The 23578-nt window shown below is 46.6% G+C and carries 20 protein-coding genes and 1 tRNA gene; 6 read left to right on the forward strand and 15 right to left on the reverse strand.

Annotation, left to right across the window (positions count from 1 at the left end):
• Window positions 1-19: 19 nt before the first annotated feature.
• Window positions 20-1423, reverse strand: a complete 1404-nt coding sequence (locus CWE13_RS09760; protein ID WP_126808194.1) for a M28 family metallopeptidase — start codon at window positions 1421-1423, stop codon at window positions 20-22.
• Window positions 1424-1760: 337 nt separating this feature from the next.
• On the opposite strand from CWE13_RS09760, the gene CWE13_RS09765 reads away from it, so the two are divergent.
• Both CWE13_RS09765 and CWE13_RS09770 read left to right on the forward strand, forming a co-directional pair.
• The gene (locus CWE13_RS09765) at window positions 1761-3326 is read left to right on the forward strand and encodes an amidase family protein (protein WP_198677943.1); all 1566 of its coding nucleotides are present in this window, start codon (window positions 1761-1763) and stop codon (window positions 3324-3326) included.
• Between the two features lie 181 nt (window positions 3327-3507).
• Window positions 3508-4455 carry a tetratricopeptide repeat protein gene (locus tag CWE13_RS09770; protein WP_126808197.1) on the forward strand — a complete coding sequence of 316 codons (948 nt, stop codon included), beginning with the start codon at window positions 3508-3510 and terminating at the stop codon, window positions 4453-4455.
• 44 nt (window positions 4456-4499) lie between these two features.
• Here the strand turns inward: CWE13_RS09770 and CWE13_RS09775 are convergent, their stop codons facing one another.
• Window positions 4500-5258 carry an ion transporter gene (locus CWE13_RS09775; protein ID WP_126808198.1) on the reverse strand — a complete coding sequence of 253 codons (759 nt, stop codon included), beginning with the start codon at window positions 5256-5258 and terminating at the stop codon, window positions 4500-4502.
• Window positions 5259-5378: 120 nt separating this feature from the next.
• Window positions 5379-5454 (reverse strand) — tRNA-Ile (locus CWE13_RS09780).
• A gap of 191 nt (window positions 5455-5645) precedes the next feature.
• Between CWE13_RS09780 and CWE13_RS09785 the strand changes: the two genes are divergently transcribed.
• Both CWE13_RS09785 and CWE13_RS09790 read left to right on the forward strand, forming a co-directional pair.
• On the forward strand, window positions 5646-6131 hold the full coding sequence (locus CWE13_RS09785) for a hypothetical protein (protein WP_126808199.1): 486 nt from the start codon (window positions 5646-5648) through the stop codon (window positions 6129-6131).
• A 14-nt stretch (window positions 6132-6145) separates the two neighbouring features.
• On the forward strand, window positions 6146-6364 hold the full coding sequence (locus CWE13_RS09790; protein WP_126808200.1) for a helix-turn-helix transcriptional regulator: 219 nt from the start codon (window positions 6146-6148) through the stop codon (window positions 6362-6364).
• A 63-nt stretch (window positions 6365-6427) separates the two neighbouring features.
• On the opposite strand, the gene rpoD is transcribed toward CWE13_RS09790, so the two are convergent.
• From rpoD to tkt, 10 genes are all read right to left on the reverse strand, one after another.
• Window positions 6428-8260 carry an RNA polymerase sigma factor RpoD gene (rpoD, locus tag CWE13_RS09795; RefSeq protein WP_126808201.1) on the reverse strand — a complete coding sequence of 611 codons (1833 nt, stop codon included), beginning with the start codon at window positions 8258-8260 and terminating at the stop codon, window positions 6428-6430.
• Window positions 8261-8350: 90 nt separating this feature from the next.
• Window positions 8351-10099 carry a DNA primase gene (dnaG, locus tag CWE13_RS09800; protein ID WP_126808202.1) on the reverse strand — a complete coding sequence of 583 codons (1749 nt, stop codon included), beginning with the start codon at window positions 10097-10099 and terminating at the stop codon, window positions 8351-8353.
• A gap of 191 nt (window positions 10100-10290) precedes the next feature.
• On the reverse strand, window positions 10291-10506 hold the full coding sequence (gene rpsU, locus CWE13_RS09805) for a 30S ribosomal protein S21 (RefSeq protein WP_007420235.1): 216 nt from the start codon (window positions 10504-10506) through the stop codon (window positions 10291-10293).
• 118 nt (window positions 10507-10624) lie between these two features.
• Window positions 10625-11740: a tRNA guanosine(34) transglycosylase Tgt gene (gene tgt, locus CWE13_RS09810; RefSeq protein ID WP_126808203.1), complete on the reverse strand. Its 1116-nt coding sequence runs from the start codon at window positions 11738-11740 to the stop codon at window positions 10625-10627.
• A 10-nt stretch (window positions 11741-11750) separates the two neighbouring features.
• A complete protein-coding gene (gene queA, locus CWE13_RS09815) occupies window positions 11751-12788 on the reverse strand; it encodes a tRNA preQ1(34) S-adenosylmethionine ribosyltransferase-isomerase QueA (RefSeq protein WP_126808204.1) in 1038 nt (345 codons plus the stop codon).
• Between the two features lie 173 nt (window positions 12789-12961).
• Window positions 12962-13747 carry a DUF481 domain-containing protein gene (locus tag CWE13_RS09820; protein WP_241973673.1) on the reverse strand — a complete coding sequence of 262 codons (786 nt, stop codon included), beginning with the start codon at window positions 13745-13747 and terminating at the stop codon, window positions 12962-12964.
• Between the two features lie 178 nt (window positions 13748-13925).
• Window positions 13926-14990 (reverse strand): class II fructose-bisphosphate aldolase, encoded by a 1065-nt coding sequence (gene fba, locus CWE13_RS09825; protein WP_126808205.1) that lies wholly within the window; start codon window positions 14988-14990, stop codon window positions 13926-13928.
• A 35-nt stretch (window positions 14991-15025) separates the two neighbouring features.
• Window positions 15026-16204, reverse strand: coding sequence for a phosphoglycerate kinase (locus CWE13_RS09830; protein WP_126808206.1), 1179 nt, complete (start codon window positions 16202-16204; stop codon window positions 15026-15028).
• A 28-nt stretch (window positions 16205-16232) separates the two neighbouring features.
• Entirely contained in the window at window positions 16233-17294 is a 1062-nt protein-coding gene (gene epd / locus CWE13_RS09835; RefSeq protein WP_126808207.1) for an erythrose-4-phosphate dehydrogenase, read from the reverse strand.
• Window positions 17295-17341: 47 nt separating this feature from the next.
• Window positions 17342-19333, reverse strand: coding sequence for a transketolase (gene tkt / locus CWE13_RS09840; RefSeq protein WP_126808208.1), 1992 nt, complete (start codon window positions 19331-19333; stop codon window positions 17342-17344).
• Between the two features lie 231 nt (window positions 19334-19564).
• Between tkt and metK the strand changes: the two genes are divergently transcribed.
• A complete protein-coding gene (gene metK, locus CWE13_RS09845; protein WP_126808210.1) occupies window positions 19565-20707 on the forward strand; it encodes a methionine adenosyltransferase in 1143 nt (380 codons plus the stop codon).
• Window positions 20708-20765: 58 nt separating this feature from the next.
• Here the strand turns inward: metK and CWE13_RS09850 are convergent, their stop codons facing one another.
• Window positions 20766-21806, reverse strand: coding sequence for an ABC transporter permease (locus tag CWE13_RS09850; RefSeq protein WP_241973674.1), 1041 nt, complete (start codon window positions 21804-21806; stop codon window positions 20766-20768).
• On the reverse strand, window positions 21803-22708 hold the full coding sequence (locus CWE13_RS09855; RefSeq protein ID WP_126808212.1) for an ABC transporter ATP-binding protein: 906 nt from the start codon (window positions 22706-22708) through the stop codon (window positions 21803-21805). Before CWE13_RS09855 ends, CWE13_RS09850 begins: the two co-directional genes overlap by 4 nt.
• Before the next feature lie 136 nt (window positions 22709-22844).
• On the opposite strand from CWE13_RS09855, the gene CWE13_RS09860 reads away from it, so the two are divergent.
• Complete coding sequence (locus tag CWE13_RS09860) at window positions 22845-23573, forward strand: 16S rRNA (uracil(1498)-N(3))-methyltransferase (protein ID WP_126808213.1); 729 nt, start codon at window positions 22845-22847, stop codon at window positions 23571-23573.
• The last annotated feature ends 5 nt before the right edge of the window (window positions 23574-23578 follow it).

A 23578-nucleotide genomic window follows, 5' to 3' on the forward strand; every position in this document is an offset into this window, starting at 1 on the left:
AAGCGCTTGCTCGTTAAAATTACTGGCGTAAATCAAAGGTACCGGCCGCGCCAGGGAATACTACTGGGCTTTCAAAACCATCTTTACTTACACTCGAAACACCAAAGAAATAGTTATCAATCACCACATTTTCTAGTGTGAACTCAGTTACATTGCCCACATCGCGGCTAAATTGCCAATTTGGTGCGTCGGTATAGCGCCAATAAATACGGTAGCCTGCAATAGTATCTTTCTCTTGTTCACTCGCCTCTGCCCAGCTTAACGTAGTATGTGGCTGTACCGCACCGCGGATTTCTACATCACTGGGTGGTGCAGGTGCCCACGCCATGCTGGCAAGCGTTACTGCATTGAGCGCGGTAAGTTTGGCGGCATAGTCGAAATCCATAAACTCGATAGTATCACCGAAATGGCGGCCATCTTCATTGCGCAAATCTTGATGCTGGCGATCATAATGTTCGTTGGTTTCCATAATCCGTACACCTGGATAACCTACATCATTAAATGGGCGGTGATGACCACCGCGGCCAAAGCGATCAAGGCGGTAAACCAGCATTACATCAAGGTTTTGAATATACCGATCGGCCATCCAAGAAATATAGCGGCCTAAATTTCGGCTTGGCGAATCCACTTCACCGCCCGTAAAACGACGCGCACGCGCATCGGCTGCTGTTTCGTTTTGTCGTGTACCTTCAGCAAACACCCGCGCAGTAGTGTTATCAATCACACCATTAATGCCGGCAATATTAGCGATCATATCGTTGTTCAAAACTGCGTGAAGGCGCCAATTTTCTTCCTGCGCTTGTTTAGCTAATATCTGGCCACCAAATAAACCCTGCTCTTCGCCAGCTAAAGCCGCATACACAATAGAGCCGTTGAATTCATACTGACTAAGCACACGTGCCGCTTCTATTGTTCCGGCTAAGCCCGATGCGTTATCGTTCGCGCCCGGAGAAGTAGAAGTAGAATCCATCACATCGGTTACTCGCGAATCAATATCACCTGCCATAAGCACATAACGATCTGGGTCAGTTTTCCCGCGCTGAATCGCCACCACACTCACAACTTCGGTAGCTTCAGGAATACGCGCTTCACCTTCGATCACGCCGGTGCTGTAATAAACTTCTAAACAACCTCCACAAGCCGCCGAAATACGTTCAAATTCTGCAAAAATCCAGCGCCGAGCCGCACCAATACCTTGAGTATCTGATTCGGTTTCTGAAAGTGTATGGCGGGTACCGAAATCAACTAACGTTTGCACATCCTTGCGTAAATTCTCTGCACTTGTAGCTGCGGCGATATCGTGCAGTTTAGGCTGATCTTTATAGCTTACCGATCGCTCTTGGCTAGCCGCTGGCCCTGCTATACTGGCGGCCACAAGCAACGCCGAAGCGCTTAGTGTTAGTTTCGTAATCAAGTTATTCATGCATTCATCCTATTTGTTGTTTGAGATTTTGATATCGGCGCAAGAGATTTCGTTCGTTTGCCGGTACCCACTCTATTTTTCTGTTATATTTTCCTTAGCTTACCTGAGAGCACGCCGAAGGTTAACTAAACACGCAAACAACTTCGGTAAGTTGTATGTTTTACTAGCCAAAAGGCGCCGTTCTTGGCATGCTCACCGGGGTTGGGTTTCCACAAAAACTCACCTAGCGAATATTCACAGCGCCCATTCAGCACACGGAAGGCTGCGCGCACGGAAAGAATTTTCCAATACTAATTCTCGAATGCCCATTATCGAAAAAGAAGAAGAGGAATACACCGTGAAATCAGCCATTCAGCTCCTTATTGGTGCCAGTATACTTTCGCTCACCGCGCTACTTAGCGGATGCAGCCAAGAACCCGAAGGAATCGAACCCGCCGATCCGGCCTGGACCAGCGCCGCGAATGTTCAACAGCAATTCGAAGATGGCAGCCTTACCAGCGTTGCGCTAGTAGAGCATTATCTCGAGGAAATTGAACGTAATAATCATCAAGGTCACGATATCCGCGCCATCATAGAAGTTAACCCAAAGGCTCTAGAGATTGCTGCCGAGCTGGATCGTGAGCGTGAACTCGGTGTTATTCGAGGCCCTTTACATGGCATGCCCGTGGTATTAAAAGCAAACATTGCTACTGCCGATGATATGGCCACAACCGCTGGTGCATCAGTGATGGCAGGGTTCATCACTGCAGAAGATGCATTTCATGTACAACAGTTGCGGAACGCAGGTGCGGTTATTCTCGGTAAAGCTAACTTGTCGGAATGGGCAAATTTTCGTGGCGCCAACTCTATCAGTGGCTGGTCGGGTATTGGTGGGCAAACACGTAACCCGCATGTATTAACACACAACCCATGTGGCTCAAGTGCTGGCTCTGGTGCCGCAGTTGCAGCGGATTTCAGTTTACTCGCCGTAGGTACGGAAACCGATGGTTCAATTATGTGCCCAGCATCGGTTAACGGTGTGGTGGGCGTGAAGCCAACCCGCAGCTCAGTGTCTGGCCACGGCATTATTCCTATTGCTGCAGCGCAAGATATTGCCGGCCCAATGGCACGCCACGTGTATGATACCGCGTTACTTCTCGATGCGATGGCAACGCCAGAAGCCAAAACGCGCTTTGGTACTTCGTTAGCCAGTGCTGCGCAAAGCGAATTTCAAGGCGAAACCATTGTATTAGTGCGCGCTTATGATGAGCGCTTCACCGGCGTACAAGAAATGACAGACCGCGTTGCCGACGCCATACGCGAACAAGGCATTAACGTTATTGAAGTCATGGAGTGGAACCTGCCGAATCAACTTTACGCCGATGAACTGGAAGTTTTGGTGTATGAATTTCAACGTGATCTGAATAATTGGTTAGCCGATTTTGACGCCCCCGCCGCCGATATGCAGGCTGTAATTGATTATAACCTTGCCAATGAAGATACCGAATTAGCACTTTTCGGCCAAGAATACTTCGAGCAAGCGATTGCCATTGATCTAGATACCGATAGCGAAAGCTATCAGAATGCGCTTGCCAATAGCCGCCAGTTAGCAGAACAGCATTTAAATCGCTACTTGGTAGATTTAGGTGCTTCCGCAATTGTTATGCCTTCTTATGGCCCAGCATGGCCAACGCCTCCGCTTGAAGGCCCGGGATATAGCTTTGGCACGTCAACTGCCGCAGCCGTTTCTGGCTATCCTTCAATCACCTTGCCTGCGGGTGCCGAAGGTCCGCTCCCCCTTGGTTTAAGTATCGTGGGTATGCCGTGGAGTGAAGCGCAACTGTTTAGCTTGGCAAGTTTGTTAGAAGCCGAAGTTGGTGGCTTCAAACAGCCAGCGTTTCTATCTAGCCTAGAAGAGAACTAAACGAACAGTATAGTTTTCGCAAGCCTGTAGTTTTTCTAGTTTGTTTGGAAATTACACGGCAAAGTAGCGCTAAAATGCGTGAGTTAGAAACATTTCGTTGCAATTTTGTAACACGAATTGCATTGACTCTAACTCACGCAACATTCACATTAGGCGTGTTTTTAATCGCACAGAGGTTTACATGAAACTAGCAACATTTAAAACTGCCCTTCTTACCACCAGCATTACCCTAGCACTGGTAGGATTCTCGGCAGTTAGCCACGCTCAGCCGAATATTACTACGAATGCATTTTTAGCGGCTGCCGCTACCCAAGCTAGTTCACCTGTTTGCGATAGTTCCGAATGCGAAGCTGAAATGCGCCGCCTTATTCGCCTTGCTCGCAATGGTAGTGGCGATGCTGCTGCACTAGTTGCCATGGCATTTGCCAGTGGTGATGGCCTAGAACAAGACGACAAAGAAGCAGAGCGCTTTATTCGCATCGGCGTACGATATCGCAGTGCGATTGCTACCTTCTTGATGTCCGATTGGTATCGCAATGGTTTTATCTTGGAGCAAAACGAAGAAGAAGCCGATAACCTTTTAGAACAAGCGGTAGCGCTTAATCACCCACCCGCTTTATATCAAAAAGCAACTCAGTTGTTTGCCTCCGATAACCCAGAAGATTTTGAAGAAGCAATGACATTACTTCAGCAAGCAAGTGATGAGAATTTAGTAAATGCTATGTTCTTACTTGGCCGTATGCGTCAAATTGGTGCTGGCGTTGAACAAGATCTAGTAGAAGCCGGAGAGCTTTATCGTAAGCTTATTATCGCCGGTGTTGATGATGCGCGCCCATACCTGCGTGAAGTAACCGAAGATTTGGAAGCGATTGGTGCAAACGACCAAACCATCGCTCGGTTTGCGTCAACGCAAAACATTGAACGCATTTCCGTAACCGGATCAGCATTTCGGGTAAACACCCAGCTCACCGGGATCGTGCGCCGTTTGAATGCATCCGGCCTATACGATAGCCGCTCGATTGGTAGCCGTATCCGCGGCGTAACCTGCGAACAATCCGGCAGCCAATGTACCGTTACACGCCCAAGCTCAGAAGCTTCATCGTTAAGCGATATTGTTGGCAACAACTAAGCTGAGTGCATTACTTTAAAAGCCCAGCCCTTGTGCTGGGCTTTTTATTTTTCGGCTTGTCTGCGCTTTTGAATTGCTTCAGAGAAGGCAGAAGCAAGAATACCAGCCGGCATGGCTACTAAACCCACACCAAGCATAGCTGTGATTCCCGCTACTATTTTGCCCAAAGCAGTTACCGGTACAACATCACCGTAACCTACAGTGGTGAGAGTAGCCACAGACCACCACAATGCCCGTGGAATACTTCCAAACACTTCAGGTTGATTCTCAGCTTCCAGCGCATACAGAACGCTAGCGCCCAACACCATAAGCCCAAGTGCAATACCAAAGGTGAGTGCCATTTCGAATTTACGAGCAGAAACTGCTTCAAGTATTAAATCAATGGCTCTTGAAAAACGTCCGAGCCGAGCAATCCGGACAATACGCAATAACCTAAACACTCGCACTAAGAATAATGTGCTGCCACCTAGCATTAATACGAAGGAAACTAACACTAACAAATCGAGCAGTGCCCAAAAAGAGAAAATATAGCGAATGCGCCCGCGAACATTGCCGTGCAAATCCGGATAATTGGCGGTATATACGCGGCCAATATATTCGGCAAGAAAAAGCAGAAATAACACACCTTCAAATACTACAAACAACGAGCCCCAGCGCTCACTGATAACCGGCTCGGTTTCCAGTATCGCTAAAAGTGCCCCAAACAAAATAAGCACAATCACCACGAAATTGGTTCGTGATAGTCCATTCGCCACCCGCAAATCTGGCCGTAATTCCAAAGCCAGGAGTTCTTTTAAGCGCACAATAAGTTTCCTGTAAGAACCAGTTGAGTAGCTTAGAGTTTGATAGCTCAGGGTATTATTTGCAAATAATAGAAAGTGCAGAAGAAAAAAGAGGCTTTCGAGAGAGTAAATTATTTAAAATGGTGGCCCCTCCCAGATTTGAACTGGGGACCAACCGATTATGAGTCGGGTGCTCTAACCACTGAGCTAAGGGGCCATTTTGGAAGGTTGCTTAGAAAGCGCTGCGAGTATACGGAAATGGGCGATTTCTTGCAACTATTTTGCTACTGCTTAAAAAACAAGCTTATATTTATCAGTAACTTATAATTAACGTGATACCTTAAGGTTGCAATAAGACACCTTAAGGTTACATACTGAAACCCTAAGGTATCAACTGAAGGGTATAATATGAGTAACTGGAATCCTGATTCACAAATCACATCATTACGTTTCAATGCCATTCTCGTTGGCGCGGCAGCAATTTATTTTTGTGTGCACATTGTGCATAAAATGCTCGCTACGATGTCGCCCGAGCACTGGTTTATTACGAGTAATTGGCTTCACATTTTCAGTTTTATCTGGGCGGTTATGTATTTAGGTATCGCCGTTCGATGGAGCTGGATCAACAAGAAAACGAATGGTTGTTGGCGTGAAATGTTGGGGCTGTATAAAGATGAATTTACGCTTCAAGCCTACCGTAAAGCTTGTGTGTTTTCATTATCCGTTGTGATCGCGGCACAAATGTTTGGTTTAATTCTAGGGGCTTACAGCCGAGGAAGTTTGCTAGATGAAGCACTAAGCCTAGGTATCGTATCGATGATATTCTTAACGCTTACCGGGTTTGCCTTTTCATTGAGTATTTGGTGGCAACTGCGTGAGAGCGATAACGAATAGAAAGGATGGAACACATGCGTTTAGCGGAAATAGAAACAGTTACGAACAACCTTTCTTTGCTACGTGGTGGCGCTGGTTTATCGCAACAAGAATTGGCCGATGCTATTGGTGTTTCGCGAAAGACCATTAGTACCATTGAAACGGCTCGCTTCATGCCTTCAGTAGTGATTGCACTCAAGCTTGCTACCCATTTTTCAGTACCTGTTGAGCAAATATTTCAACTTTCAGAATAGTGGATACAAAAACGCCCAGCAAATGCTGGGCGTTTTAATTTCACAATTAACAGAAGCTTGTGCTTACTCGTCGAGGAAGCTTTTCAGCTGTTCGCTGCGGCTTGGATGACGTAACTTACGTAATGCTTTGGCTTCGATTTGACGAATCCGCTCACGGGTAACATCAAACTGCTTGCCTACTTCTTCTAGCGTGTGGTCGGTATTCATATCGATACCGAAGCGCATGCGCAATACTTTCGCTTCTCGGGCCGTAAGGCCGCCTAGAACATCGCGTACCGCGTTTTGTAAGCTTTCTGATGTGGCAGCATCCACTGGCAAATCAAGCGTGGTATCTTCAATGAAATCGCCTAAGTGCGAATCTTCATCATCACCAATCGGCGTTTCCATAGAAATCGGCTCTTTGGCAATTTTTAATACCTTGCGAATCTTATCTTCAGGCATTGCCATGCGCTCTGCCAATTCTTCTGGCTGCGGCTCACGGCCCATTTCTTGCAGCATCTGCCGCGAGATACGGTTTAGCTTGTTAATGGTTTCAATCATGTGCACCGGAATACGAATAGTGCGTGCTTGGTCGGCGATTGAACGAGTGATAGCCTGGCGAATCCACCAAGTAGCATAAGTTGAAAACTTATAACCACGGCGATATTCGAACTTATCTACCGCTTTCATCAAGCCAATATTACCTTCTTGAATCAAATCCAAGAACTGCAGACCACGGTTGGTATATTTTTTCGCGATTGAAATTACCAAACGTAAGTTCGCTTCAACCATTTCTTTCTTCGCGCGGCGAGCTTTCGCTTCACCAATCGACATCCGGCGGTTGATATCTTTTACTTTCGCAATTGATAAGCCGGTTTCTTCAGCGATAGCACGCAACTTACCTGAGCAGCGCGTTACTTCATCACGGTGCTCTTCAAGTGCTTCTGCATATTTCTTTTCTTTTGCAATAACGGCATCGAACCAGCTCATTGAGGTTTCGTTGCCAGCAAACGCTTGCACAAAGGTACGCTTCGGCAGTTTCGCTTGCTCTAAGCAAAGTTTCATAATCAAACGTTCTTGTACACGCACACGGTCCATCATCTCGCGCATGTCTTTTACAAGGCGATCGAACTGCTTCGGTACTAAACGGAAATGCTTGAATAATTCACTGAGCTTTTCAATTTCTGCGGTAGTTTTATCATCGCCACGGCCATAGGTTTTAATGGCATCGCGCGTAGCTTCATACTGCGCACGCAATTCGGTGAATTTTTCCCGCGCTTCTTCAGGATCAACACCGGTATCGGTTGATTCTTCTTCGTCGTCATCATCGTCATCGTCGTCGGCATCTTCGAGCTGATCTTCACTCAATTCAGAACCGATGTGGGTAGCACTTACAGGCGCTTCTTCCACTTCGTTCGGATCGATAAAGCCAGAGATGATTTCAGTTAAACGAATTTGTTCTGCTTCGTATGCATCCCATTGCTCCAACAAGAAGTTGATGGCTTCAGGATATTCAGCAACAGAACATTGAACTTGATTGATACCTTCTTCGATACGCTTGGCGATTACAATTTCGCCCTCACGCGTTAGAAGCTCAACCGTACCCATTTCACGCATATACATGCGAACTGGATCGGTTGTACGGCCAATTTCACTTTCAACAGTGGCAAGGGCAGCCGCAGCTTCTTCAGCTGCATCTTCATCGGCGGCATCTTCGCTCATCATCAGATCATCGGCATCAGGCGCGGTTTCAAACACCTTAATACCCATATCGTTGATCATTCGAATGATGTCTTCGATCTGATCAGAATCAACGATATCCTGTGGTAAGTGGTCGTTAACTTCAGCGAAGGTTAAGTAACCTTGCTCCTTACCTTTTGCGATAAGCAATTTAAGTAGCGACTGACGAGTCTGCATACGGGCGTTCACCTCAGTAAAAACGATTTTAAATTCGTGCGGAATAGCCGCTCAGTATAACAAAAAGAGCATGATTCAACCAGTTTAGTTTTAACTACGCTTCATCATACGCACAAGTTCATTCAACTCGTGTAAACGTTCTTTTGTCATCTCGGCTGCGGGTAGTGCTTTTAATTCTTCATAGCGTTGCTCAAGATAGCGATCAATCAAGAACATATAGGTTTCAGAAAACTCACGTTCTAAATTTTCCTCTGTTACCTGATGCTGCCATCGGGCTAACTCGCGCAAGCTTTCTTCAAATCGAGTGCCACGCCATGCTTCCAGCACTTGCGCACTAGAAAGCGGTTGTTCACATGTTTGGCGGTGTAACCCCATAAATACTTTAATGCCTGGCATGTTCAAACTATCAAGTTCGTTGTGCACAGGAATACTGCGGCCTAACTCTGGATGTTGCACCAGTAACCCAATGGCCCGGGTTACCGGTGTTACTTTTGGCCCTTTGGGCGCGCTTTTTCTCTCACTACCTGTGTTATTGGGGTTCGGCACCAATTTTTCAAGCTCTTGCACCGTTCTACTTAAGCGCTTGGCGAGTTCTTCCATTAACATGCCGCGATAAAAATCACTGGCTACGCGGCCAATGAGTTCGCGAGCCTGTGCGATTAACTCAGATTTCCCGGCATCGGTGCGCAAATCGATCGTGCTTGTGAGGTGATCGAAGAAGTAATCTCGGAACGACATTGCCCCTTCTACACGTTTATTGAAACCTTCAGCACCTTCGGCGCGCACAATCGTATCTGGGTCTTCACCATCCGGTAAAAACAAGAAACGTAAATCGGTGCCATCGCGCAGGAGCGATAACGCATTTTCAAGTGCTCGCCAAGCAGCATCACGGCCGGCTCTATCGCCATCAAAACAACATACAATTTGTTTCGATTGGCGAAATAATAACTGCAAGTGATCTGTGGTAGCTGCTGTGCCAAGGGCTGCAACGGCGTTGGTAACACCGTGTTGCGCTAGGGCTACCACATCCATGTACCCTTCAACAATAATCACCCGATCGAGATCTTTATGTTGCCGGCGCATTTCAAAGAAACCGTAGAGTTCGCGGCCTTTGTGAAACAAGCGTGTTTCTGGCGAGTTCAAATACTTCGGTTCGCTTTTTTCAATCACGCGGCCACCGAAACCAACTACTCGGCCTCGACGATCACGAATGGGGAACATAATTCTATCGCGGAAGAAATCAAAGCGTTTACCACGATCATTTTCAGTGATCATCTTTAACGCCAATAATTGATCTTGCTGATTGCGATTCGCGCCGAATTTACGTAATACCGAATCCCATTCTTTCGGGGCATAACCAATACCGAAATCGCGCACCACTTCACCGCTCAAACCACGGCCTTTTAAGTATTCGATTACTTTATCTTTTTCCGGATTTTCTTTTAGTTGCCGAGCGAAAAATTTTGCGCAGGCTTCCATCAGTGCGAAATCATCTTCCACTTCGGCTTTATCACGAGCAGGCTTGCTACCGGGCCGTGTTTCGCGCGGCACATCAAGGCCGAGCATTGAGGCCAGTTCTTCTACAGCGTCGGGAAACTCCAAGCCATCATATTCCATAATGAAATCAAGCGCATTGCCGTGCACACCACAGCCAAAGCAGTGGTAAAACTGCTTATCGGGCGCTACGGAAAACGAAGGTGTTTTTTCATTATGGAATGGGCAGCAGGCTTGGTAATTACGGCCCGCCTTTTTCAAGCGCACACGGCTTTCAACCACGCTAACAATGTCGGCGCGGGCCACGAGATCTTGGATGAAGTCTTTTGGAATTAATCCTGCCATGGCTATTAATGTACTCCGCTGCGAAGCTTAAGAAAACCGGAAATATGCCTTTGCTTGGAAATTCTTTTAGCCATAAAAAAACCGTGCTGGGCACGGTTTCTTTATATAGATTCTGGCGCTCACTGTGAAATTAATTCAACGTATGGATTAACTACAAGAGCTGCTCTAAATCTGAATGCTTTATCTATTTCTTAATAAAGGCGAGTGCGGCGAGCGTTTTCACGAGACAATTTCTTGGCGTGACGCTTCACTGCAGCTGCTTTCTTGCGCTTACGCTCAGCAGTTGGTTTTTCATAAAATTCGCGGCTACGAACTTCAGATAAAACACCTGCTTTTTCGCAAGAACGCTTGAAACGGCGCAAAGCGACGTCAAATGGCTCGTTTTCTTTAAGTTTAACTATTGGCATTAACCGATCACCTCAAAAAATTCATTAGTACGCAGGTCACTCAATGACCATGCCGGATAAAATTGGTGCTGAATTTTAAACAACCTTGAGCCTCGTGTAAAGCCCAAGATCAATTTAATCATGCAGATTCCGGCACATTCTCGCCACGCTTGGCATAAAAATCGCTAACAAATTGATCAAATTGATCGTTTTCGATCGCATCACGCATGCCCTGCATCAATGCTTGGTAGTAGTGCAAATTATGAATTGTGTTCAAACGTGCGCCTAAAATTTCGTTACAACGATCGAGGTGATGCAAATATGCTCGCGAATAATGCTTACAGGTATAGCAATCACAACTCGTATCCAATGGCGCGGTATCAGTACGATGGCGCGCATTACGAATTTTCACCACACCCTCTGAAGTGAACAAATGGCCATTGCGCGCATTTCGAGTTGGCATTACGCAATCGAACATATCAACACCGCGGCGTACGGCTTCCACTAAATCTTCCGGCTTGCCCACGCCCATTAAGTAACGAGGCTTATCTTCTGGCATTTTCGGCGCAACGTGATCCAAAATGCGCATCATATCTTCTTTCGGTTCACCAACTGATAACCCACCGATAGCGTAACCATCGAAGCCGATATTAGTTAGGCCAGTTAACGATACATCACGAAGATCTTCGTACATGCCACCTTGAATAATGCCAAACAATGCCGCTTTGCTATCGCCATGAGCTTCTTTTGAGCGCTGTGCCCAGCGTAACGAAAGCTGCATGGAATCTTCAGCCTGCTTCACAGTAGCCGGATGCGGTGTACACTCATCAAAAATCATCACAACATCGGAGCCGAGCTCTCGCTGCACTTCCATGGATTTTTCTGGTGTTAATAAAATTTTCTCGCCATTAATCGGTGAGCGGAATACCACGCCCTCTTCCGAAATTTTACGCAAATCGCCCAAGCTAAATACTTGGAAGCCGCCTGAATCGGTGAGAATTGGTTTATCCCAGTTCATGAAATCATGAAGATCGCCGTGCTGCTGAATAATTTGTGTGCCGGGGCGAAGCATTAAATGGAACGTATTGCCCAAACAGATTTCTGCGCCCGTAGCTTTTAGTTCTTCAGGGCTCATCCCTTTCACCGTGCCAAGTGTTCCCACAGGCATAAATGCCGGCGTTTCCACAGTGCCACGATCAAACGTCATACGCCCGCGGCGCACTTTGCCAATGCTTTTAATTAATTCAAACTTCATGTTCTGCCTGTTAACCTTGTTTCGCGGTGATAAACATTGCATCACCGTAACTAAAGAAACGATATTCCTGCTCGATAGCAGCTTGATAAGCCGCCATTACTTCGGCCTGCCCTGCGAATGCAGAAATCAACATAATGAGCGTTGATTCCGGCAAGTGAAAATTTGTCAGCATGGCATCAACTACATTGAACCGATAACCCGGATAAATAAAGATATCGGTTTCGGCCGCAAATTCAGCTAATTCACCACCGTTCGCTTTTGCTGCTGATTCAAGTGAGCGCACTGAGGTGGTGCCTACTGCAATAACTCGGCCTCCACGTGCACGGGTTGCCGCCACAGCCGCCACTACCGATTCTGGCACAACCGCATATTCACTATGCATCTTATGTTCACGAATATCATCGGTACGCACAGGCTGAAAGGTTCCTGCACCCACGTGAAGCGTTACATACGCCGTTTCAATGCCCTTTGCCGCCAACGCGTCCATCACCGCACTATCAAAATGCAGCCCGGCTGTTGGCGCCGCTACAGCGCCTGGCTTTACACCATAAACCGTTTGATAACGCTCGCGGTCACTGGCCTCATCTGGGCGATCAATATAAGGCGGTAATGGCATATGGCCGAATTCTTCCAGCCATTCTAATACCGTGCGGCCTTTATCAAAATGCACCTCAAACAACGCATCAGCGCGTTCTCCGATCACACAAGGCACAGCATCTTCTAATAATAGCTCAGTACCCGGCTTTGGTGCGCGATTTGCCCGCACATGTGCGAGTACTCGATGATCATCAACGATACGCTCTACCAATACTTCAATTTTGCCGCCAGACACTTTGTTTCCTAACAACCGCGCGGGAATTACCCGGGTATCGTTAAACACCAATAAATCACCAGGATTAAGCAAATCGGGGAGTTCACGGAATTGGCGATGCGCTAAATCACCACTCGGACCATCTAACGTGAGTAAACGACTACTACTCCGATCAGGCTGCGGGTAGTGAGCGATAAGATTCTCTGGTAGTTCAAAATAAAAATCTGAGCGTTTCATGGGGAGCAAAAGATACCTATATGTAACGAAAACTTAATGGTGAAAATACAGCCTTTAAACAGGCCTCAGGCGGGTATCACTTGCATAATCTTCAGTAGAGAAATACAAAACACCCTTATTTCTGCCACTACATGTTGCCCGCGTAGTTGAAGAAACAGGGTGTTTAAGCTGTATTAAAAGGTATAAACGAGAGTAACGGCTGTTTCTGTATCAAGTTTCTCTGGAATACGGCCATCTGCCTGTTCATACACTGTTGAGTTATGCGTTAATGTAAGTGTTAACCGTAACGCCAAGCGCGAATTCAAGTTTGCAGTAAGCGCACTTACCGCACGAGAACGCGTATTATCATTACCTACTTCTGTAGAAACTAACTGCGTAAAACGTGCTGTTTCGCTCAGTTCCCAATCGAAGTTAGCGGCGGCACGAACAATGAAGCTGCCTTCCGTTTCACCGGTATCTCGACGTTTATCATAAGCATAACCCGGACCAATCTCGAAATCAGTGAACATGCTTTCGTTAAACTCAACACGAGCACCATAACCCGCCGCTATGGTTGATTGGTAATCATAGCTGTTCAGCGCATCATCTTCATACGAGCCATAAATAAACACCGAGGAATGGCTACCAAGTTCAAACTTACGGTTACCTTGGCCGGAAATAAAGAGCCTATCGGCGTCTCTAATTGTTTCGCCCTCAATATCTTTACGTTCTTGCAGGTAGTAATCAACAACCGCGCGATTCCGCCAAAATTCGGTATCCCGTTGTAAATCGAGTTTCCCTTTCCACGAGCGTGAATCGGTGTTGCCTGAGCGTAAAAGCACGCCTAGCTCAGCTGTTGCGCGCCATTTGCCATCTTGTTTCGCTGGATCTACATCTTGGATATCATCAAACATAAATGTTGACGACGATGCCATTCCTGAATATCCCAACAAGGCGAGTCCTATAATTTTTAGGCGCACAAGCCCCCCTTAACTCTTTTACTATTTATAGTTTTTAGTGCGAAAAAAACGCCGCAAGAACACCTTCACACTATCGATATTATCTATTTTAACGGAATAAGGGTAAATTTCGTACCCCAAAAAGCAAAAACCATCGCCGTTTTTACAGTCGATGGTTTGCTCTTTGTAAACGAGCTGCTTATTTAATAGTTGCTGCTAGCTCGCCACGTTCGTAACGCATGAACATTTCTTCCAGTGATACCGGCTTAATTTTGCTTGCATTACCAGCAGTACCAAAGGCTTCATAGCGTGCTTTACAAATCTCATACATCGCTTTTGTAGATGCTTGTAAATATTTCCGTGGATCAAACTCAGCTTTATTCTCAGCCAAGAATTTACGAACCGCGCCGGTTGAAGCTAAACGTAAATCAGTGTCGATATTTACTTTCCGCACACCGTAACGAATGCCTTCTTGAATCTGTTCTACCGGAACCCCGTAGGTTTCTGGAATTTCGCCACCAAACTCGTTGATAACCGCTAACCATTCTTGCGGCACCGAAGAGCTACCGTGCATTACCAAATGAGTATCTGGAATACGGGCATGGATATCTTTAATACGGTCAATCGCCAAAATATCGCCGGTTGGTGGGCGAGTAAATTTATAAGCACCGTGTGAAGTACCACACGCGATCGCTAATGCATCAACTTGCGTTCTTTTTACAAAATCGGCTGCTTCTTCTGGGTCTGTTAGTAGTTGATCGTGACTTAACGTACCTTCCGCACCAACGCCATCTTCTTCACCCGCCTGCCCGGTTTCTAACGAACCTAAACAACCCAACTCACCTTCAACCGAAACACCACATGCATGTGCCATTTCAACTACGCGGCGGGTTACATCAAGGTTATAATCATAATCAGCTGGTGTTTTACCATCTTCACGCAACGAACCGTCCATCATTACTGAGCTGAAACCCAGTTGAATCGAACGTTGGCAAATCGCCGGCGATGTACCGTGATCCTGGTGCATAACCACTGGAATATGCGGAAACTCTTCAACTGCGGCTAAAATCAAATGGCGCAAAAATGGAGCACCTGCGTATTTACGCGCGCCAGCAGAAGCCTGAACAATCACTGGGCTATCGGTATCATCAGCGGCCATCATGATGGCACGCATTTGTTCTAAGTTGTTTACATTAAACGCCGGCACGCCGTAGCCGAACTCTGCTGCATGATCCAGCATTTGCCGCATTGAAATTAAAGCCATTTAATTTACTCCTAACCTTTATCCGTTAATTTTATTTATTCGCTTCCACGAGCTTCTAAAATAGCTACTGCTGGCAATTTCTTACCTTCTAGGAACTCTAAAAATGCACCGCCACCTGTAGAAATATAGGAGATTTTATCGGCAATGCCATATTTATCAATAGCAGCAAGGGTATCACCGCCACCCGCGATTGAAAATGCTTTGCTGTTGGCGATAGCCTCTGCAAGAACTTTTGTGCCGCTGCTAAATTGTTCAAACTCGAACACCCCAACCGGGCCATTCCACAAAATAGTACCCGCGTTTTCTAACATGCTTGCAAGTTTCTGCGCGGTTTCTGGGCCAATATCAAAAATTTGATCATCGCCCGATACTGCATTTACCGCTTTAGTAACTGCATTAGCATCGGCACTGAATCGATCACCCACCACTACGTCTGTTGGAATTGGAATTTCAGCACCACGTGTTTTTCCAGATTCAGCTAAACGCGAGGCTTCTTTCAGCAAATCTTCTTCGTACAATGATTTCGCGACATCGTGGCCTGCCGCAGCAATAAATGTATTCGCAATACCGCCACCTACGATCAACTGATCAACTTTACGCACTAATGAATCAAGCACCATTAGCTTAGTTGACACCTTTGAGCCACCCACAATTGCCACTAACGGGCGTTTTGGATTATGCAAAGCTTTGCCAAGCGCATCGAGTTCAGCGGCGAGTAGCGGGCCCGCGCACGCGATTGGCGCATACTGAGCAACGCCATAGGTTGAAGCTTGGGCACGGTGCGCGGTACCGAATGCATCCATCACGAAAACATCACAAAGCGCCGCAAGTTGTTTCGCTAGGGCCGGGTCGTTTTTCTTTTCGCCCTTGTTGAAGCGCACATTTTCAAACACCACAAGTTCGCCACCAGCCACTTCAACACCGTTCAAATAATTGGTTTCAAGGCGCACCGGGAAATTAAGAGTAGCGGCTAAGTATTTCACTACCGGCGCCATAGAATATTCTTCGTTAAACTCACCTTCTTCCGGGCGACCAAGGTGCGACATGACCATTACTTTCGCACCTTGTTGTAAGGCTTTTTCTAGCGTTGGCAATGCTGCCCGCAAACGCGCATCGGAAGAAACTTTACCGTTTTTAATCGGCACATTTAAATCTTCACGAATAAGCACGCGCTTCCCGCGTAAATCAATATCGTTCATGTATTTTACGGTCATGAAATAATCCTTTTCTGCAGTTGCTAAATTAATCTAGCAAGGCCAAATCTTTTGCTGATTCTAACATGCGGTTGGCAAAGCCCCACTCGTTATCGCACCAGCTGAGTATCTTAACTAACTGTTTATGGCTCACACGTGTTTGCGTGCCATCAACAATGCTTGATCGTGGATCGTGATTAAAATCTGAAGAAACTAACGGTAATTCGGTATAACCCAAAATACCTGGCAACAACTTATCAGCCGCTACACGCAATGCTTCATTTACCATGTTGATATCAACATTACTTTGCAGGGTAACGCTCAAATCCATCGCTGTAACGTTGGTAGTAGGTACGCGCACCGCAATGGCTTCAAAGCGCCCAGCAAACTTTGGCAAAATTCGTTCAATACCACGCGCTAAACGCGTATCAACCGGAATAATCGATTGCGAGCTGGCCCGCGCTAACCGCAAATTATCATGATAAGCATCAATCACCTGCTGATCATTCATCGCCGAATGAATCGTGGTTATGGTGCCACTATCAACACCAAAAGCGTCGTCCAATACTTTAATTACCGGCACAATACAGTTTGTTGTGCACGAACCGTTCGAAACAATTCGATGGGTAGATGTAAGTTCGGTTTCGTTAATGCCTTGAATAATCGTGAAATCAACATCCGGTGATGCCGGATGCGAGAACAACACACGTTTCGCGCCGGCATCAAGATGAGCTTGGCCATCTTCGCGGCTACCAAACACACCGGTACACTCCAGCACCACATCAATATCAAGCTCACGCCATGGTAACTCAGCGATTTCAGCACAATGTAGCACTCGAATATTACGATCTGCCACGCGCAAAGTATCGCCCTCGGCACTTACCTTAGCGGAAAATTTACCATGGGTAGAATCGTATTGAAGCAGGTGAGCCATGCCTGAACTGGCGGCTAGTTCGTTAATTGCCACCAATTCAATATGCTGATGCCAACCTGATTCAAACCAAGCCCGCACCACACTGCGGCCAATACGGCCAAAGCCATTGATAGCCAGCCGGATTTTGCGCTCTGGCGCTCCGGCAGGCTGTTGATACATGTCACTACTGGCCGTCATGATGCCCTCAATGTGAAAACAATGCTGTTAAACCAAGTTCAACAGGATTAAAGCCCTTGCGCTACCGCTACAACGTTCTCAACGGTAAAACCAAAGTGCTCAAACAATTGATCGGCGGGAGCTGATTCACCAAAGGTGGTCATGCCCACTACCGCACCATCAAAGCCAGTGTATTTGTGCCAGAAATCTGCGATACCCGCCTCGATAGCCACACGGCGGCGCACGCTCGGTGGCAACACTGAATCGCGGTATCCTTTCGGCTGCTTATCAAATACGCAAGTTGATGGCATGGAAACTACACGTACTTTCTCGCCTGCGCTCGTGAGTTCTTCAGCCGCTTGCATCGCCAGCTCTACTTCTGAACCGGTAGCGATCAAAATAAGCTCTGGGTTTTCAGCAAAATCTTTTAGTACGTAACCGCCTTTGCGAACATCAGCTAATTGCTGCGCATCGCGCGCCATTTGTGCCACGCCTTGGCGGGTGAAAATCAAACAGGTTGGGCCATCGGTGCGTTCAATAGCTGCTTGCCATGCGATTGCCGATTCAACCTGATCACATGGGCGCCAGCTTTCACAATTCGGCGTTAACCGTAAGTTTGCCAACTGCTCAACCGGCTGGTGAGTTGGCCCATCTTCGCCCAAACCAATAGAATCATGGGTATACACGTGAATTACTGGCTGCTTCATCAGTGAAGCCATACGAATCGCGTTGCGAGCATATTCCATGAACATCAAGAAGGTAGCGCCATACGGGCGGAAACCACCGTGCAATTGAATGCCGTTCATAATCGCCGACATACCAAATTCACGTACACCATAATAAATATAGTTGCCCGAAGAATCAGCCGTAGTTAAAGGCTTAGATTCGTTCCAAATTGTCAGGTTTGAGCCTGCTAAATCGGCAGAACCACCCAAAAATTCCGGCAAACTTGGGCCAAATGCATTCAGCGCATTTTGCGAAGCTTTCCGCGTAGCAATTTTTTCTGGGTTGGCTTGTAATTCTTCAATGTAGGCCTGTGAAGTTTTAGCCCAATCAGCAGGCAACTCGCCATTCATGCGGCGGGTAAATTCAGCAGCCAATTCAGGGTTGGCTTTGCTGTAAGCGGCAAAAAGTTCATTCCAGTCAGCTTCTGCTTGTTCACCGCTGGCTATCGCCGACCAAGCCGCATAAACGTCTTCTGGAATTTCAAACTTACCGTGCTCCCAACCGAGTGCTTTGCGCGTTGCCGCAATTTCATCATCACCTAAAGGAGCGCCATGGCAGCTTTCCGTGCCTTGCTTATTCGGAGCACCAAACCCAATCACCGTTTTGCAGCAAATAAGGGTGGGTTTATCGCTTTCCGCACGTGCTGCTTCAATGGCTTTGGTTACTGCCGCACTATCATGGCCATCAACATCGGCAATTACCTGCCAGCCATAGCTTTCAAAACGTTTCACCGTATCATCGGTAAACCAGCCATCAACTTCACCATCAATAGAAATACCGTTGTCATCATAAAAAGCAATTAATTTGCCAAGGCCAAGGGTACCCGCCAGTGAGCACGCTTCGTGCGAAATACCTTCCATCAAACAGCCATCACCTAAAAAGGTATAGGTGTAATGGTCAACGATTGGGAAATTTTCTTGGTTAAATTGAGCCGCTAGCACCTTCTCAGCAATGGCCATACCCACCGCGTTGGTAACACCTTGGCCAAGTGGGCCGGTGGTGGTTTCTACGCCCGGCGTATAACCATACTCTGGGTGCCCTGGGGTTTTCGAATGCAATTGCCGAAAGTTCTTCAAATCATCAATTGATAAATCATAACCGGTTAAATGCAACAACGAATAAATCAGCATCGAGCCGTGGCCATTCGAAAGCACGAAGCGATCGCGGTTCGCCCAATTTGGGTTGTTTGGGTTATGTGATAGATAATCACGCCATAATACTTCGGCAATATCGGCCATGCCCATTGGGGCTCCCGGGTGACCTGATTTAGCTTGTTGAACGGCATCCATACTGAGGGCACGAATAGCATTAGCGAAATAACGGCGATCTGACATCAGAAACTCCTGGCATTTTTATGATCATTTGACGGGCTTGAGGCGTAACCTTGTGCGCGGTATTGTCTATCATTCCGGCAGCTCACGCAAATTGAAAGCAGTATTTAGGAGCATTCACGGGCTGAGCTCAGATGAAGCGCTCAACGCATATAGACAGATAGACGTCTAAATATAGATTTAGCGAGGATTATGCGCTAACATACGCGCAAATTATTGGAGCATTGAGAACTTATGGCACGTCATTTATTTACTTCTGAATCAGTTTCCGAAGGGCATCCTGATAAAATTGCAGATCAAATTTCTGATGCAGTTTTAGATGCGATTTTAACCCAAGATCCAAAAGCCCGTGTGGCCTGCGAAACCTATGTGAAAACCGGTATGGTTTTAGTGGGTGGCGAAATTAATACCAATGCTTGGGTAGATATTGAAGAACTCACCCGCGCTGCTGTTCGTAAAATTGGTTATACCCATTCTGATATGGGCTTCGATGCCGATAGCTGCGCCATATTAAACGCAATTGGAAAGCAATCACCGGATATCAACCAAGGTGTTGATCGTGCCCGGCCTGAAGATCAAGGCGCTGGCGATCAAGGTTTAATGTTTGGTTATGCATCGAACGAAACCGCAGAATTAATGCCTGCTCCCATCATGTATGCGCACAAGCTCGTGCAGCGCCAAGCTGATATGCGCCGTAGTGATTTGCCTTGGCTGCGCCCTGATGCGAAAAGCCAACTTACTTTCATTTACGAAGATGGAAAACCAGTAGGTATTGATGCCATTGTGCTTTCAACCCAGCATGCGCCAGAAATTGATTTAAGTACGCTTCGTGAAGCGGTGATGGAAAACATTATCAAGCCTGTATTGCCTGCAGAATGGTTAACTAAAAGCACGCAAATTCACATTAACCCAACCGGCCGTTTCGTTATTGGTGGGCCAATGGGTGATTGTGGCTTAACTGGCCGTAAAATTATTGTCGATACCTACGGCGGAATGGCACGCCACGGTGGTGGTGCATTCTCCGGTAAAGATCCTTCAAAGGTTGACCGCAGTGCCGCTTATGCAGCTCGTTATGTTGCCAAAAACTTGGTAGCCGCAGGATTAGCTGAACGCCTTGAGTTGCAAGTCTCTTATGCCATTGGTGTAGCTGAGCCTACATCGATCAGCGTGGAAACCTTTGGCACCAGTACGTACGATGAAGATACCTTAATTCGCATCATTCGTGAAAACTTCGATTTGCGCCCTTATGGCATTATTAAAATGCTCGATTTAGAGCGTCCAATTTATCAAGCCACTGCGGCATATGGCCATTTCGGCCGTGATGAATTCCCGTGGGAACGCACTGATAAAGTAGATGCCATTCGCGCATCGCTATAAGTTTTCAACCGCTTCTGCGATCAAGCCCGTGCTTCTAACACGGGCTTTTTTTGTTGCATCAGCGCCCATCGCCAACCCAGCGGAAGAGCCGAGCGCCAACAACTAGAAACACGAATGTCATGGCAATTAGGACGATGATTTGCGGTAGAATTTCTGCAAACCCAGCGCCATCAAACATCACCGCACGGGCGGCATCGAGCAAATGAGTAAGAGGGAATATTTGCGCAAATTGCTGCACCCAATCTGGCGAACCATCGAGTGAGAACCATACCCCGGAAAGCAACAACATAGGCCAAGCGATAAAATCGAGTAAACCACGAGAAAGCTCTTCACTACGAGTGCGCGCTGCAATTAACAGGCCAAGCGCCGCCATACAAAGTGCGCCCAGAAATGCGAGTAAAATTAGCAATAAGTAACTACCTTCCATAACAAAGCTAAATATCGCATTACAGATTAAATAAACAACGATCAACGTGGCTAATACCAACCAAACCCGCGATACCACTTGCGCCAGCAGGAATTCGAATGCCGATAGTGGCGTGGCTTGTAGGCGTTTTAATACCGAGTTCTTGCGATAACGCACAATCACATAACCCACGCCGTATAAACAACTGAACATCAGATTCATTGCTAAAATGCCCGGCAACACCCAATCGACATAACGCAGCGCTTGCCCAGTTAATACTTCTTGGGCATAAGCATCGCTTCGAGCACTCAACAATTCAGCTGCCAACGCACTACCTGGCGAGCTTTCATTTAGCCAATAGCGCTGCTCATCGGGTGCAATTACTAAATCTAATTGGTGTTGCTGCAAGCGCCGTAGCGCCTGATCGCGATTTTCGTAAGGCACCTGTTCAACAAAGGCTAAACTGGCTAGTTCTGGAACTAGAGCATTATTGCTCTCAAGCTGACCTTCATCTTGTATTTCTTGCACAACACCAACAGTAACAATAGTGCGATCATCGCTATCAAATAAAAACGCAAAGGCCGCTACTAATACCAACGGGAAGATTAAGTTCCAGCTCAACGATTCTTTATCGCGCCAGAATTCAAGGTTACGGGCGGTTAAAACACCTAAAAAACGCTTCCAAAACATCATTCACCCCGCAACTCATGGCCAGTTAACTTCAAAAACAAATCATCAAGTGTTGCCGATTCAACTTGTAAACCATTCAACGATACGCCACTGGCAATTAACGTACTCAATGTGGCATCTACTTGGGTAGCTTGCAGTTGCATAAAATCGCCTTGTTGTTCAGCATTCTTAAATTCAGGAGGAATGGTAGCGCCAGCGAAATTTGCCACCGGTAAGCGAATCAATGCACCATTGAAGTGCTGATTCAGCAATGTTCGCGGTGCGCCTTGGGTTAACACTTTGCCTTTATCCAATACAGCAATTTCATCGCATAGCTGTTCGGCTTCATCCATGTAGTGCGTGGTCAGCAATACCGTTTTGCCGCGGCTTCGCACCGAGCGAACTAATTCCCAAAAATTACGCCGTGCCTGCGGGTCTAGCCCTGTGGTGGGTTCATCGAGAAAGAGTAAATCTGGGTCGTTCATTAACGCTAACGCCAACAACAGGCGTTGTTTCTGACCGCCGGATAATTTGCGATGATCACGATCAAGAATATCTTCCAGGTTACACCAAGCAATCAGCTCATCACGATTCATGGGGCTATCGTAAAAACGGCTGAATAGATTCAGCACATCATTTACCTTCAAAAAATCAGGCAACGCAGTGTGCTGAAATTGTATGCCCACGTGCTGAAAAAAATGTTTATCAACTGGCTTGCCGCGATAAAGAATTTCACCTGCGTTCGGCGGCAAAATACCTTCAAGCATTTCAATCGTGGTGGTTTTGCCAGCGCCATTCGGCCCCAGCAAACCAAAACAAATGCCCTCTCGGATATCTAAATCAAGTTTATCAACTACATTAATATCATCGTATGTTTTCGTTAAGCCGCGGGTACTTAATATCGGTGTTGCGATAGTTTTATTCACAGTTTTCTCTCGTTCGCTATCTTCACTGGAGCATTATTTTATTTCGGTAACCGATCGCGCGTTACTTAGTTGCCGCCAAAGGCGCTGGCAGGTAACATGCTTGCTACGTTTAATCAGCAATATAAACAGGTATATTATGCGCATTCCTCGCATTTATCATCCCGAGGTTTTAAAAGTAAACGAAACCAGTGTGCTTTCAGAAGAAGCAAGTAACCACACTGGCCGTGTATTGCGTTTACAACCTGGCGCCTTGCTTGAACTATTCAACGGTGATGATCACCGCTATCAAGCTGAAATTACAGAAGTAACCAAGAAACGCGTTACCGTAAAAATACTCGAAAAAGTACTCGCATCTACCGAATCACCGTTAAATATCCATCTTGCTCAAGGCATTTCCAAAGGTGATCGTATGGATTTCGTGTTACAAAAATCAGTTGAGCTTGGGGTTACTTCGATTACGCCACTATTTACCGAACGATGCAACGTAAAACTAAGCGGTGAGCGGTTGGCAAAAAAACAAGAACAGTGGCAGAAAATTGTGATTAGCGCCTGTGAGCAATCGGGCCGCAATTCGGTGCCAGAAGTGAAGCCTGCTATGAACCTGCAAACATGGTTGCAGCAAGAACGTGAAGGTTTAGCGGTAACGCTTGATCCATTGGCAACAGATGGTTTTGGCAAGCTACCAAAGAATGGCGCTTATCACCTACTTATTGGCCCCGAGGGCGGTTTTTCTGAGAGTGAAATTGAACAAACCAAATACTATAAATGCCATGCGGTGCAATTAGGGCCGCGTATTTTGAGAACAGAAACTGCAGCATTGGCGGCAATTACTGCGTTACAATCTCATTTTGGCGATCTTGCGTAAGCGTG

The sequence above is a fragment of the Aliidiomarina shirensis genome (assembly GCF_003987345.1).
Classification (GTDB): domain Bacteria; phylum Pseudomonadota; class Gammaproteobacteria; order Enterobacterales; family Alteromonadaceae; genus Aliidiomarina; species Aliidiomarina shirensis.

What these genes read in the sequence shown, in the direction of transcription:
- CWE13_RS09860 (WP_126808213.1), top strand. Translation starts at nt 22,845, where the DNA reads ATGCGCATTCCTCGCATTTATCATCCCGAGGTTTTAAAAGTAAACGAA.
- CWE13_RS09785 (WP_126808199.1), top strand. Translation starts at nt 5,646, where the DNA reads ATGAGTAACTGGAATCCTGATTCACAAATCACATCATTACGTTTCAAT.
- CWE13_RS09850 (WP_241973674.1), bottom strand. Translation starts at nt 21,806, where the DNA reads ATGATGTTTTGGAAGCGTTTTTTAGGTGTTTTAACCGCCCGTAACCTT.
- rpsU (WP_007420235.1), bottom strand. Translation starts at nt 10,506, where the DNA reads ATGCCAATAGTTAAACTTAAAGAAAACGAGCCATTTGACGTCGCTTTG.
- tgt (WP_126808203.1), bottom strand. Translation starts at nt 11,740, where the DNA reads ATGAAGTTTGAATTAATTAAAAGCATTGGCAAAGTGCGCCGCGGGCGT.
- tkt (WP_126808208.1), bottom strand. Translation starts at nt 19,333, where the DNA reads ATGTCAGATCGCCGTTATTTCGCTAATGCTATTCGTGCCCTCAGTATG.
- rpoD (WP_126808201.1), bottom strand. Translation starts at nt 8,260, where the DNA reads ATGCAGACTCGTCAGTCGCTACTTAAATTGCTTATCGCAAAAGGTAAG.
- queA (WP_126808204.1), bottom strand. Translation starts at nt 12,788, where the DNA reads ATGAAACGCTCAGATTTTTATTTTGAACTACCAGAGAATCTTATCGCT.
- dnaG (WP_126808202.1), bottom strand. Translation starts at nt 10,099, where the DNA reads ATGGCAGGATTAATTCCAAAAGACTTCATCCAAGATCTCGTGGCCCGC.
- CWE13_RS09830 (WP_126808206.1), bottom strand. Translation starts at nt 16,204, where the DNA reads ATGACCGTAAAATACATGAACGATATTGATTTACGCGGGAAGCGCGTG.
- CWE13_RS09770 (WP_126808197.1), top strand. Translation starts at nt 3,508, where the DNA reads ATGAAACTAGCAACATTTAAAACTGCCCTTCTTACCACCAGCATTACC.
- CWE13_RS09760 (WP_126808194.1), bottom strand. Translation starts at nt 1,423, where the DNA reads ATGAATAACTTGATTACGAAACTAACACTAAGCGCTTCGGCGTTGCTT.
- metK (WP_126808210.1), top strand. Translation starts at nt 19,565, where the DNA reads ATGGCACGTCATTTATTTACTTCTGAATCAGTTTCCGAAGGGCATCCT.
- fba (WP_126808205.1), bottom strand. Translation starts at nt 14,990, where the DNA reads ATGGCTTTAATTTCAATGCGGCAAATGCTGGATCATGCAGCAGAGTTC.
- CWE13_RS09790 (WP_126808200.1), top strand. Translation starts at nt 6,146, where the DNA reads ATGCGTTTAGCGGAAATAGAAACAGTTACGAACAACCTTTCTTTGCTA.
- epd (WP_126808207.1), bottom strand. Translation starts at nt 17,294, where the DNA reads ATGACGGCCAGTAGTGACATGTATCAACAGCCTGCCGGAGCGCCAGAG.